General features: G+C 50.1%; 12 protein-coding genes. 6 read left to right on the forward strand and 6 right to left on the reverse strand.

From position 1 onward, the window contains the following. Nucleotides 1-134: 134 nt before the first annotated feature. The gene (locus tag ACJHYD_RS05165) at nucleotides 135-1,391 is read left to right on the forward strand and encodes an AIDA repeat-containing protein (protein ID WP_410228812.1); all 1,257 of its coding nucleotides are present in this window, start codon (nucleotides 135-137) and stop codon (nucleotides 1,389-1,391) included. Between the two features lie 40 nt (nucleotides 1,392-1,431). On the opposite strand, the gene mdtK is transcribed toward ACJHYD_RS05165, so the two are convergent. Further along, nucleotides 1,432-2,805: a multidrug efflux MATE transporter MdtK gene (gene mdtK, locus ACJHYD_RS05170; RefSeq protein WP_001174939.1), complete on the reverse strand. Its 1,374-nt coding sequence runs from the start codon at nucleotides 2,803-2,805 to the stop codon at nucleotides 1,432-1,434. Between the two features lie 214 nt (nucleotides 2,806-3,019). Here mdtK and ribE point away from each other — a divergent pair, with 214 nt between their 5' ends. Beyond that, entirely contained in the window at nucleotides 3,020-3,661 is a 642-nt protein-coding gene (ribE, locus tag ACJHYD_RS05175) for a riboflavin synthase (protein ID WP_000493947.1), read from the forward strand. A gap of 39 nt (nucleotides 3,662-3,700) precedes the next feature. Here ribE and cfa read toward each other — a convergent pair whose 3' ends face one another. Then, nucleotides 3,701-4,849 carry a cyclopropane fatty acyl phospholipid synthase gene (gene cfa / locus ACJHYD_RS05180; RefSeq protein ID WP_000098896.1) on the reverse strand — a complete coding sequence of 383 codons (1,149 nt, stop codon included), beginning with the start codon at nucleotides 4,847-4,849 and terminating at the stop codon, nucleotides 3,701-3,703. Between the two features lie 290 nt (nucleotides 4,850-5,139). Continuing rightward, nucleotides 5,140-6,351 (reverse strand): purine nucleoside transporter PunC, encoded by a 1,212-nt coding sequence (punC, locus tag ACJHYD_RS05185; protein ID WP_001182362.1) that lies wholly within the window; start codon nucleotides 6,349-6,351, stop codon nucleotides 5,140-5,142. A 112-nt stretch (nucleotides 6,352-6,463) separates the two neighbouring features. Here punC and punR point away from each other — a divergent pair, with 112 nt between their 5' ends. Beyond that, nucleotides 6,464-7,396 carry a DNA-binding transcriptional activator PunR gene (gene punR, locus ACJHYD_RS05190; RefSeq protein ID WP_000269493.1) on the forward strand — a complete coding sequence of 311 codons (933 nt, stop codon included), beginning with the start codon at nucleotides 6,464-6,466 and terminating at the stop codon, nucleotides 7,394-7,396. Here punR and purR read toward each other — a convergent pair. Beyond that, nucleotides 7,393-8,418, reverse strand: coding sequence for an HTH-type transcriptional repressor PurR (gene purR / locus ACJHYD_RS05195; protein ID WP_000190982.1), 1,026 nt, complete (start codon nucleotides 8,416-8,418; stop codon nucleotides 7,393-7,395). The genes punR and purR overlap by 4 nt on opposite strands. A gap of 298 nt (nucleotides 8,419-8,716) precedes the next feature. Between purR and cydH the strand changes: the two genes are divergently transcribed. Together cydH and ACJHYD_RS05205 are read left to right on the forward strand one after the other, a co-directional pair. Beyond that, the gene (gene cydH / locus ACJHYD_RS05200; protein ID WP_000102278.1) at nucleotides 8,717-8,806 is read left to right on the forward strand and encodes a cytochrome bd-I accessory subunit CydH; all 90 of its coding nucleotides are present in this window, start codon (nucleotides 8,717-8,719) and stop codon (nucleotides 8,804-8,806) included. Nucleotides 8,807-8,971: 165 nt separating this feature from the next. Continuing rightward, complete coding sequence (locus tag ACJHYD_RS05205) at nucleotides 8,972-10,141, forward strand: MFS transporter (RefSeq protein ID WP_001551165.1); 1,170 nt, start codon at nucleotides 8,972-8,974, stop codon at nucleotides 10,139-10,141. Between the two features lie 145 nt (nucleotides 10,142-10,286). Here the strand turns inward: ACJHYD_RS05205 and sodB are convergent, their stop codons facing one another. Together sodB and mepH are read right to left on the reverse strand one after the other, a co-directional pair. Then, nucleotides 10,287-10,868: a superoxide dismutase [Fe] gene (gene sodB, locus ACJHYD_RS05210; RefSeq protein WP_000007283.1), complete on the reverse strand. Its 582-nt coding sequence runs from the start codon at nucleotides 10,866-10,868 to the stop codon at nucleotides 10,287-10,289. A gap of 127 nt (nucleotides 10,869-10,995) precedes the next feature. Further along, on the reverse strand, nucleotides 10,996-11,823 hold the full coding sequence (gene mepH / locus ACJHYD_RS05215) for a peptidoglycan DD-endopeptidase MepH (RefSeq protein WP_000101181.1): 828 nt from the start codon (nucleotides 11,821-11,823) through the stop codon (nucleotides 10,996-10,998). 334 nt (nucleotides 11,824-12,157) lie between these two features. On the opposite strand from mepH, the gene grxD reads away from it, so the two are divergent. Further along, nucleotides 12,158-12,505 carry a monothiol glutaredoxin 4 gene (gene grxD, locus ACJHYD_RS05220; protein WP_000108172.1) on the forward strand — a complete coding sequence of 116 codons (348 nt, stop codon included), beginning with the start codon at nucleotides 12,158-12,160 and terminating at the stop codon, nucleotides 12,503-12,505. Nucleotides 12,506-12,545 lie beyond the last annotated feature (40 nt).

Below are 12,545 nucleotides of genomic sequence, written 5' to 3' on the forward strand. Positions count from 1 at the left end.
AACCCAATAATCTGTGTATCAGAGTTTAAACAGAGTTGTTTGCCACCATCTCAAAATCTGTCGTGGATAAATCCTCCGTAGCCTTTACACTTAGGTAGCAATAAAGGCACACAGATGCAGCAAAGGAATAAATCATGGGATCTGATGCGAAAAACTTGATGAGCGACGGGAACGTGCAAATTGTTAAGACCGGCGAGGTCATTGGCGTGACGCAACTTACTGAAGGTGAGTTAATTGTTGAAGCTGGCGGAAGAGCCGAAAATACCGTGGTCACGGGGGCTGGCTGGTTGAAAGTGGCAACCGGTGGGATCGCCAAATGCACACAGTACGGCAACAATGGCACGCTATCGGTCAGCGACGGTGCCATTGCCACAGATATTGTTCAGTCCGAGGGAGGCGCAATTAGTCTCTCTACGCTCGCTACGGTTAATGGCCGCCATCCCGAAGGTGAATTCAGCGTTGATAAAGGTTATGCCTGCGGTTTGTTGCTGGAAAATGGCGGTAACCTGCGTGTACTGGAAGGCCATCGCGCGGAAAAAATTATTCTCGATCAAGAGGGTGGCCTGTTGGTCAATGGGACAACCTCAGCGGTCGTGGTAGATGAAGGTGGTGAATTGTTGGTGTATCCAGGTGGGGAAGCCAGCAATTGTGAGATTAATCAGGGCGGCGTTTTTATGCTGGCGGGGAAAGCCAATGATACGTTGCTTGCTGGTGGCACCATGAATAATCTCGGTGGTGAAGACTCTGACACTATTGTTGAGAATGGAGGCATCTATCGTCTGGGTACGGATGGTCTTCAGCTCTACAGTTCCGGTAAGACGCAAAACCTGTCCGTTAATGTGGGGGGGCGGGCTGAAGTGCATGCCGGTACGCTGGAAAATGCGGTAATACAAGGTGGGACAGTCATCCTGTTGTCACCCACCAGCGCGGACGAAAATTTTGTCGTAGAGGAAGATCGCGCACCGGTTGAACTGACCGGTAATGTTGCATTACTGGACGGCGCTTCAATGATTATTGGCTATGGCGCAGATCTGCAACAATCAACGATTACTGTACAGCAGGGCGGTGTATTGATTTTCGACGGCAGTACGGTAAAAGGTGACAGTGTCACTTTCAGTGTTGGTAACATCAATCTAAATGGCGGAAAACTGTGGCTAATCACTGGTGCGGCAACGCATGTGCAACTGAAAGTGAAACGCCTGCGCGGAGAGGGAGCGATTTGCCTGCAAACCAGTGCGAAAGAAATTTCACCTGACTTCATCAATGTGAAAGGGGAAGTTACTGGTGATATACACGTTGAGATAACAGATGCCAGTCGGCAAACTCTGTGTAACGCACTGAAACTACAGCCAGACGAAGACGGGATTGGCGCAACGCTCCAGCCTGCGTAAAAACACAGGCGCAACCCGTGAAGGTTGCGCCTTGTCTTTACTAGCGAGCTGCTCGTTGCAGAATGATGGCTGACGGCAGACGTTGCAGGAACCGCATACGCAGCATCATCATAATGGCTGCCGACGTCAGGCCAATAATAAAGCCTATCCAGAAGCCTGCTGGCCCCATAGGTTCAACGACCAGATCGGTCAGTGCCAGAATATAGCCGCTTGGCAAGCCCAGCACCCAGTAAGCCGTAAAGGTGATATAGAAAATGGAACGCGTATCTTTATAACCACGCAAAATCCCACTGCCAATCACCTGGATAGAGTCAGAAATCTGATATACCGCCGCCAGCAACATCAAATGCGCAGCCAGCGTTACAACCTCGGGATTGTCGTTGTACAACAGGGCGATTTGCTCCCGCAGTGAAACCGTGAAAATGGCCGTCAGGGTTGCCATACAGACACCCACCATAAGCCCGGTCCGCGCAGCGGTTTGCGCATCCAGCGTTGAGCCCTGACCCAGACGATAACCTACGCGGATAGTTACCGCTGCCGCCAGCGACATTGGAAGCACAAACATCAGTGAACTAAAGTTCAGGGCAATCTGGTGTCCTGCGACATCAACAATACCGAGCGGAGACACTAACAGAGCCACGACGGCAAACAGCGTTACTTCAAAGAACAGCGCCAGCGCAATTGGCAAACCGAGTTGAATCAGTCGTTTCATAACCGCAGGATCGGGCTTCGCAGTGCCTTTTTCGTTACGAATATCGCGCATCGAGCGGGCGCGTTTAATGTAAGAAACCATGGCAAGGAACATGACCCAATACACCGCAGCAGTAGCCACGCCACAACCAACGCCACCGAGCTCAGGCATACCGAAATGACCGTAAATAAAGATATAGTTCACCGGAATGTTCACCAGCAGGCCGATAAAGCCCATCACCATACCCGGCTTGGTTTTTGCCAGACCTTCACACTGGTTACGGGCAACCTGGAAGAAAAGATAGCCCGGCGCGCCCCATAGCAACGCACGCAGATAACCCACGGCTTTGTCCGCCAGAGCCGGATCGATGTTTTCCATGGAGCGGATAATGTAACCTGCATTCCACAGCACCAGCATAATGAGAACGGAAACAAAACCCGCCAGCCAGAAACCTTGTCGCACCTGATGCGCAATGCGCTCACGTCGACCGGAACCATTTAATTGCGCGATAACCGGCGTTAATGCCAGCAGCAGTCCGTGACCAAAGAGGATCGCCGGAAGCCAGATAGAAGTACCGATAGCGACCGCCGCCATGTCGGTGGCACTATAGCCGCCCGCCATCACGGTATCGACAAAACCCATCGCAGTTTGGGCGATTTGCGCGAGAATCACCGGGATTGCTAATGCTAATAACAGACGCGCTTCACTGATATACTTCTGCACGTGAACACCTTTTATTTGTAGTTATATGAGAGACTAAAAAGCCGCCTGAATGGGCAGCAAAAAGAAGAAGCAGGGGAAATTCAGTCTATTGTAGCGAGGATTTATTAATTCTCCAGTGAAAAAATAGCCATTCTTACCCCTTCACTGGTAAGGGCGTTTGCCACCTGCTATTGTGCTGAACAGAATGTCTTAACTGATTTCAGGAGTTGTAAGTATGTTTACGGGGATTGTACAGGGCACCGCAAAACTGGTGTCGATTGACGAGAAACCAAATTTTCGCACACATGTGGTGGAGTTACCCGACCACATGCTGGACGGCCTGGAAACCGGTGCGTCCGTGGCGCATAACGGTTGCTGCCTGACCGTGACGGAAATTAACGGCAACCATGTCAGTTTTGACCTGATGAAAGAAACGTTACGCATTACCAATCTTGGCGATTTAAAAGTGGGGGATTGGGTAAACGTTGAGCGTGCGGCGAAATTCAGTGATGAAATTGGCGGACACTTAATGTCAGGTCATATTATGACCACCGCGGAAGTGGCGAAAATATTAACCTCGGAAAATAATCGCCAGATCTGGTTTAAAGTCCAGGATAGTCAGTTGATGAAATATATTCTGTACAAAGGATTTATTGGCATCGACGGTATTAGCCTGACCGTCGGCGAAGTCACGCCAACGCGTTTTTGCGTCCATTTAATTCCGGAAACCCTGGAACGCACGACTCTTGGGAAGAAAAAACTCGGCGCACGCGTCAACATTGAAATTGATCCACAAACTCAGGCAGTGGTAGATACCGTAGAACGTGTGCTGGCGGCACGAGAAAATGCCATGAATCAACCAGGTACAGAAGCCTGATCTGAAATCGCCCCCGGAGAGGGGGCGATAGAATAGCCTTTAGCGAGCCACTCGAAGGCCGTTTTCAACACCGCGTGAGAACACCACCTGCCAGAGCTGAATATCACGGGCGCGGAAAGCACCCGCACAGGCATTCAGATAATAGGTAAACATCCGTTTAAAGCGTTCACTGTAGTTATCCGCAATTTCTGGCCATGCGGCGAGGAATCGTTCATACCACGCCATCAACGTAGTATCGTAATCAGCACCGAAGTTATGCCAGTCTTCCATCACAAAGTGGGGTTCGCTGGACTGAGCAATCTGGCGTACAGAGGGCAGGCAACCGTTCGGAAAAATATATTTATTAATCCAGGGATCAACATTCAGATCGGTTTTTTTCGAACCGATAGTATGGAGCAGGAATATGCCTTCCGGTTTCAAATTACGATCCACCACCGCAAAATAGGTATCGTAATTTTTCGGTCCGACGTGCTCGAACATCCCCACAGAAACAATACGATCAAACTGGTCGTTCAGGTCACGATAATCTTGCAGCAAAATGGTGACATCCAGGCCTTCACAGCGTTCCTGAGCCATTTTTTGCTGTTCGGCAGAAATGGTGACGCCAACCACGCTTACGTCATAATTAGATGCCATGTAGTGCGCCAGTCCGCCCCAGCCGCAGCCAATATCCAGTACGCGCATCCCTGGTTTTAACTGCAATTTTTCACAAATCATTTTGAGCTTCGCCTGCTGGGCAGATTCCAGATTATCGGCATCTTTCCAGTAAGCGCAGGAATATTGCATGAAGGGATCAAGCATGCGGCTGAACAAGTCATTACCCAAATCGTAATGCTCTTTGCCGACTATCCAGGCACGTTTTTTACTCTGAAGATTGAAGAGACGAGCGCCGGCAATACGCAGCGTGTCTTTGAAATGATGGGGGAGTTGGTTCTCGAGACCTGCGCGTAAGACTTTGCTAAAAAACATATCCAGTCGGTCACATTCCCACCAGCCATCCATATAACTTTCGCCTAACCCCAAAGAGCCTTCCTGCAGAACGCGTTTAAAAAAATCGGGGTTTTTCACACGAATATCCGCCGGGGCAGAACCGTTAATGGCTATACCGGCACGGCTAAGTAATTCGTTGGCGATACGGTACCAGTTGTCATCCGGTACACTGACTTCTTCTATACACGATGAACTCATAGTTTCTCCATCACTGGTCGGTGATCAGAACCTTAAAACAGCGTAGACGCTTTTTGGGCTTTGTGAGAAATCTCGCAGAAAAAACCGCGAGTCTATAATCCGACGTAGAACAGAGGGAAAGGAGGAACCCTTGCCGAAATGACCATCCATAGCGAGTCGGGAACGATCCTGTCCCCGTAAAAACATAATATTTATCGTAGCTTTAACAACTCGAAATTAGTATAGGCCGCTAATTTCAATCATACAACAAAATTTTGTTAGCAGCCTAAGTATAAGTATATCGATATAGATCAGTGTGATTCGCTATGAGCGACTTCGGCATTGCCATGATTCTGGCAGTCAACTTCTTCACAACGTTGCATCATGTAACCCAGAGCAACCAGCACTACTGTTGATAACATCACGCTGGTGGTGGTGAGCAATGGCGTGCTGATACTGATAAGCCAGGAAACTACCAGACTTGCGAGGAAGCACAGACCCAGTTGTAGAGTGTTTTGCAACGCTGCGGCGCGACCAGTTGCATGTGGGAAGGGACGCAGCGCCTGGGCGACAACAATCGGGTAGATCGCGCCATTGGCAATCGCCATCACACAGAATGGGATCAGGATTTCGACTAGCGACACATGGCTAATGAAGCCCGCAGCCCAGGTCGCAATGACGCTGACAGCAAACAGTACCAGCAACCACGGTAATAACTGCTTGCCTTGCCATTTCTGCAGTGCGGCGCGACAGCCATAACCACCAATCAGAAACGCGATAGTTTGCGGGACATAACTTAAACCAATAACTGCCGGGCTGTAGCCCATTTCACTAAGGATGAACGGTGAGCCGGTCAGCCATGCAAAAAAACTGGCTGAACAGGCCGCATATATCAGCACGTTGCCGCGATAGGTTTTAGAACGTAGCAGGTCGGTAAAGGTCAGACCATCCTGACTATTGTTACGGGCCTTCGTCGTGGGTTTGAGCCAGAAAATAGGCAGAATCAGCACCACGGTAATGGCAAACAGGGTGGCGAAAATCGCCTGCCAGGAAAAATGGACCAGCAGCCAGCTTCCTAACAGAGGAGCCAGTGCCGGAGATAGACCCACCAGCGGCATGATGGTCGCAAAAATACGGTTAACTTTCTGTGAAGGATAATAATCCGTCACTAACGCTTGCCAGATAACCGCCGCGGCGCAGACACCCACAGCCTGTACAAAACGCAATACCAGCAGCGTAGCGGCGTTTTCTACCCACAGCATCCCCAGACTACCTAACGCAAAAATTGTCAGGCCGATTAATAATACCGGTTTACGACCATAACGGTCGGAGAGCGGCCCCCACAGAAGCTGGGCTGCGGCAAAACCGGCAAGGAACAGACTAAGGCTGGCACTGACAGCAGACGCAGGCGTTTGCAGGTCGGCCTGTATGGCGGCGAAAGCAGGCAGATACATATCGGTTGCCAGAAAACCGAGTACGCTCAAACCCGCCAGCCAGACTAAAAATCTTTTCCCAGGTTGCATGTATATTCTCTAAATCTCTCAATTAAACACCGCCGCAAAGTGTAGGGAGTGAAATTAGTGTTGTGAAACGGTAATATTTGATGACTGGTTTCAAAAATTTTGCAGGCAGACTATGTGGTCAGAATATTCACTCGAAGTTGTTGATGCGGTAGCGCGTAATGGTAGTTTTAGCGCTGCGGCACAGGAGTTGCATCGCGTTCCTTCTGCGGTCAGCTATACCGTGCGTCAGCTGGAAGAGTGGCTGGCGGTGCCGCTGTTTGAACGACGTCACCGTGATGTGGAACTGACCGCTGCCGGGGCGTGGTTTCTCAAAGAAGGGCGCTCTGTTGTCAAAAAAATGCAGATCACCCGGCAGCAATGTCAGCAGATAGCGAACGGCTGGCGCGGTCAGTTAGCTATCGCAGTGGATAATATTGTCAGGCCGGAACGTACACGGCAGATGATCGTTGATTTTTATCGCCATTTTGATGATGTCGAACTCCTTGTCTTTCAGGAAGTGTTCAACGGTGTCTGGGATGCGCTTTCCGACGGGCGCGTGGAACTGGCGATTGGCGCAACACGCGCGATTCCGGTAGGCGGTCGTTATGCCTTCCGCGATATGGGGATGCTAAGCTGGAGTTGCGTTGTTGCCAGTCACCACCCGCTGGCGTTGATGGATGGCCCGTTCAGCGATGATACGTTGCGCAACTGGCCGTCGTTGGTGCGCGAAGACACCTCGCGAACGCTACCTAAACGTATTACCTGGTTGCTGGATAACCAAAAAAGACTTGTCGTGCCTGACTGGGAATCATCGGCAACCTGTATCTCTGCAGGATTATGCATAGGGATGGTGCCAACACATTTCGCCAAACCGTGGCTTAATGAGGGGAAGTGGGTGGCACTAGAACTGGAAAACCCCTTCCCGGATTCGGCATGTTGTCTGACATGGCAGCAAAATGATATGTCGCCTGCGTTAACCTGGTTGCTTGAGTATCTCGGCGATAGTGAGACGCTGAATAAGGAGTGGCTGCGGGAGCCGGAAGAGACTCCCGCAACGGGTGATTAACGACGATAGTCGCGGAACGGGCCGTCAGCCACGGAGCGGCGTTCAATCAACCGCGGATGCACTTCAATGGATTGCGGTTCTTCGCGTTTATTGACGATACGATCCAACAGCATATTGAACGCAGTTTCGCCCAGCGAATCTTTTGGCTGATGGATCGTGGTCAGCGCCGGCGTAAAATAGCGGGCGTTGCGCACGTTATCATACCCGATCAGCGAAACATCCTGCGGGACGCGCAGACCCATTTCATCAGCAGCACAAAGTGCGCCCATTGCCATGATATCGCCACCACAGAAGACGGCAGTAGGGCGATGCGGCTGCGACAGGATTTGCTGCATGGCGCGATAACCGGATTCAGGTTCAAAGTCACCCTGCACAATCCAGCTTTCCGGCACTTTGATCATCGCTTCTTCCATCGCCTTCATAAAACCGGCAAGGCGGCCTGCGCCGGTGTTACGTTCCAGTGGGCCAGGGATAACGCCGATTTCGCGGTGACCGCGTTCAATCAGATAACGCCCGGCCATGTAGCCGCCTTCGAACGCGTTATCAATGACCGCATCGGTGAAGTCAGCTTTTGCTTCACCCCAGTCCATCACCACCATCGGGATATGGCGATACTCTTCCAGCATCGCCAGCAACGGCTCTGGGTACTCAGAACACATCACCAGCAGACCATCGACGCGTTTTTGCGCCATCATCGACAGATAAGCCCGCTGTTTCTCAAGATTGTTCCACGCATTGCCCAGAATCAGGGTGTAACCTTTCTGGAAGCAATTTTTTTCAACCGCTTCAATGATCTCGGCAAAATAGGCCGCTTCGCTGCTGGTCGCCAGCAAACCGATAGACTTGGTGTGGTTAACCTTCAGACTACGCGCCACCGCGCTAGGGGAGTAGTGTAATTCTTTGATCGCTGCCCACACGGCGTTGCGCGTTTCTTCAGCGACGAAACGTGTTTTGTTGATCACGTGTGACACAGTTGTAGTGGAAACGTTTGCTCGTTTCGCTACATCTTTTATTGTTGCCATTCCATTTCACTCCAGACCCTAACTTCAGCTCCTGCAAAATCGCAAGGTAAACGTTTGCCTTTACACACCTTACGCACAACAAAAGTGTTGCGGTACGCCGGAAAAACGACACGGAGCGTCAGGAAGGGGTCAATGGCCAGTACGCAAATAGTGTAAGCGTGGAATTTTGGCCGATCTTGACGAAAAGGGGAAGTGGTAAAAACACTTATCATTATAAATGACGGGAGATTTTTTCATCACAGTGTGTAAAAATGCGTAATATCACTTTTTGTGTGGTAATAAAAAAGGAGAAAACTTGATGAGCACCGACCTTAAATTTTCACTGGTAACAACGATTATCGTCCTCGGTTTGATCGTGGCCGTGGGTTTGACTGCCGCGCTGCACTGATTTCCTCTCGAGGGAGCGCGTTCTCCCTCGCATCTCCTTCCTGTTTGTTAGCAAAATGGCAAAAGTGTTTTCTCTTTTTGTTATTTTCATTTTTTTGTGATTGCTGTCATGCTTTCGCCACTTTAATGAATATCGCGTAATGACGCGAAGAGGTGGAGATAAGGCATGAAAATTAACTATCCGTTGCTGGCGCTGGCGATTGGCGCGTTTGGTATCGGGACAACGGAGTTCTCGCCAATGGGCTTGTTGCCCGTCATTGCGCGCGGTGTGGATATCTCGATTCCCGCTGCCGGAATGTTAATCAGTGCCTATGCAGTTGGCGTAATGGTTGGCGCGCCGCTGATGACGCTTCTACTTTCTCATCGTGCCCGCCGCAGTGCGTTGATTTTCCTGATGGCGATTTTCACGCTCGGCAATGTACTTTCCGCCATCGCGCCGGATTATATGACTCTGATGCTTTCACGCATTTTGACCAGCCTGAATCACGGAGCATTTTTTGGTTTGGGTTCAGTTGTGGCCGCAAGCGTGGTGCCAAAACATAAACAGGCCAGCGCAGTTGCCACTATGTTTATGGGGTTAACCCTGGCAAATATCGGTGGCGTGCCGGCGGCGACCTGGTTGGGTGAAACCATCGGCTGGCGGATGTCATTTCTGGCAACGGCGGGGCTGGGAGTGATTTCAATGGTAAGTCTGTTCTTCTCATTACCTAAAGGTGGCGCAGGGGCGCGACCTGAAGTGAAAAAAGAGCTGGCGGTATTAATGCGTCCGCAGGTGTTGTCTGCATTGCTGACGACGGTACTGGGAGCTGGTGCAATGTTTACCCTCTACACCTATATCTCTCCGGTACTGCAAAGTATTACCCACGCAACACCGGTGTTCGTTACGGCAATGCTGGTGCTGATTGGTGTCGGATTCTCTATCGGTAACTATCTCGGCGGCAAACTGGCAGATCGTTCAGTTAACGGCACGTTGAAAGGCTTTTTGTTGCTGCTGATGGTGATTATGCTGGCAATCCCGTTCCTGGCCCGCAATGAGTTCGGCGCAGCTATTAGCATGGTGGTGTGGGGAGCTGCAACCTTTGCGGTCGTACCGCCGTTACAGATGCGCGTGATGCGTGTCGCCAGTGAAGCGCCAGGTCTGTCTTCATCAGTCAATATTGGTGCCTTTAATCTTGGAAACGCGCTGGGAGCAGCTGCTGGTGGTGCGGTAATTTCCGCTGGGCTGGGATACAGCTTTGTGCCGGTGATGGGGGCGATTGTCGCGGGACTGGCATTATTGCTGGTGTTTATGTCAGCCAGAAAACAACCTGAGGCAGTTTGCGTTGCCAACAGCTAATTAAACAAAAACGCAGAAGGATAACCTTCTGCGTTACAGTTACTGGCAACGTGCGATTTATCTTGCCGGATGCGGTGTTAACGCTTCATCCGAGTTGGCATGGTAAGCGAAGCGCACCAGGCAATGTTGCATTTGCCATCAGTTATTATGCAGCGAGATTTTTTGCTACGAATTCCCAGTTCACCAGCGCCCAGAAGTGCTCCAGATAGCCAGGACGTGCATTGCGATAGTCGATGTAATAAGCGTGTTCCCAGACATCAACGGTCAGCAGCGGAGTTGCATCGGTGGTCAGCGGAGTACCCGCGTTAGAGGTTGAAACGATAGCCAGTTTGCCATCGCTGTTTTTCACCAGCCAGGTCCAGCCAGAACCAAAGTTTTTGATTGCTGCATCAGTAAACTGTGCTTTGAAATCGGCAAAGCTGCCAAAAGATGCGGCGATAGCTTCAGCGACTTTTCCAGTCGGTTCGCCACCCGCGTTCGGTGCCAGGCAGTTCCAGTAGAAAGTATGGTTCCAGACCTGAGCTGCGTTGTTGAATACGCCACCTTCAGAGCTGCGAATAATCTCTTCCAGTGATTTACCTTCAAACGCGGTACCTTTAATCAGGTTGTTCAGGTTAGTGACATAAGTCTGATGATGCTTGCCGTAGTGATACTCGATGGTTTCCGCAGAAATGTGCGGTGCCAGAGCATCTTTAGCATATGGTAGTGCAGGTAATTCGAATGACATTGCTACTCTCCTTTATTATTAATTTGCATACGTACAATAGCCTTATTGTGCGTATGGATAGGGTAGCAAATTAAAAGGTGAGACAAAAGATGAACTTACCCTGTTGCCGTAACAACAGGGTAAAGTTTTAGCGAAGTGTTTTTGGGGTCATTACCCGGCGAGCGCCAACATAGTGGCGCTGCCAGTAGTCTTCACTGAGAGAAGTGATTTGAATTTCCTGACCCGTACGCGGTGACTGAATAAATTTGCCGTTGCCGACATACACGCCGACATGATCGGCTGTACCGCGTCCCTGAGTACGGAAAAAGACCAGGTCGCCGTTTTTCAGCTCACTACGTTCGATAGGTGCTGCATCACGCAGGTGATACATTTCATTCGCCGTACGCGGAATACGAATTTTCACCAAATCTTTATAAGCGTAATAAACCAGGCCGCTGCAATCAAAACCGGTACGCGGTGAGCTGCCACCCCAACGATATGGCTTACCAATTTGCTGCATCAGTTTATTCATTGCCACTTTCGTGGCTTTTTGCACCTTCGCTTTGTGCGCGTCGGCAAGAGTTCCTGACGCGGCATTTTTGACTTTCACACAATGCGATTTATAGCCCTTACGTTTGGTACACTTTTCGGTAAAGCTGGCTGAGGCCGTTTTATTGACGGCGTGTTTGCTGCGAGTTTTGGCGTTTTTAGAAGCGGTAATGGAAGATTTTTTAACGGAAGAAGCGGTTTTGCTTTTGATCGTACTTTTACTGGCGGCTTTTTTCGCTGTTTTCTGGCTGGCTTTCTGGGTCTTTTTGGTGGTTGCCGTGCTTTTCTTTTTATCTGCTTTTTTGGTGATATGAGTAGTAGCAGAACTCTCCCTGGCTTGCTTTGAAGCATGGGCCATAGGCGTTAAAGGCAGGGTGGTAAAAAGTAAAGCACAGAGCGTGATCGAAATACGGTTTATCCGCGCCACTGAGCGTCCCTCTGTTAAGGCAGGTCTATCATGCCTGCGTCTGATTTACAAAACTTGATGATTCTAATGCATAGAAGAAGAGAAAGTTAATAGCTTTTATTGTTAAAAAATACGTTTCGTCGGCGAGCGCAAAAAAATGCAGCAGTGAAAGCTAAAAATGGTCATAAATACGCCAGTTTGCCTTGCGTCAGGGAAGAAACGAATATTTGAAATGCAACAAATAGAGCAAAGGGATAAAATAGCAAAAGCGTGATGAAAATGTTATTTTCCGATGCCGCACTGACCCGCTACAATGTCAGATTACTGCCGTAAAGAAGTTTGAGGAAGCAAGACAATGAGCACCACTATCGAAAAAATCCAACGCCAGATTGCTGAAAACCCGATCCTGCTGTACATGAAAGGTTCACCGAAACTGCCGAGCTGCGGTTTCTCTGCCCAGGCAGTCCAGGCGCTTGCCGCATGTGGCGAACGTTTTGCCTATGTTGATATCCTGCAGAATCCGGACATTCGTGCGGAACTGCCGAAATATGCTAACTGGCCGACTTTCCCGCAACTGTGGGTTGACGGCGAGCTGGTCGGCGGTTGTGATATCGTGATCGAAATGTATCAGCGTGGCGAACTGCAGCAGCTGATCAAAGAAACTGCCGCTAAATACAAGTCTGAAGAGCCGGACGCGGAATAATCCGTCCTGCAATACTGACGGATGCGAACGGGCATCCGTC

The sequence above is a fragment of the Escherichia sp. WS1368 genome, assembly GCF_046487485.1.
Lineage (GTDB): Bacteria > Pseudomonadota > Gammaproteobacteria > Enterobacterales > Enterobacteriaceae > Escherichia > Escherichia coli.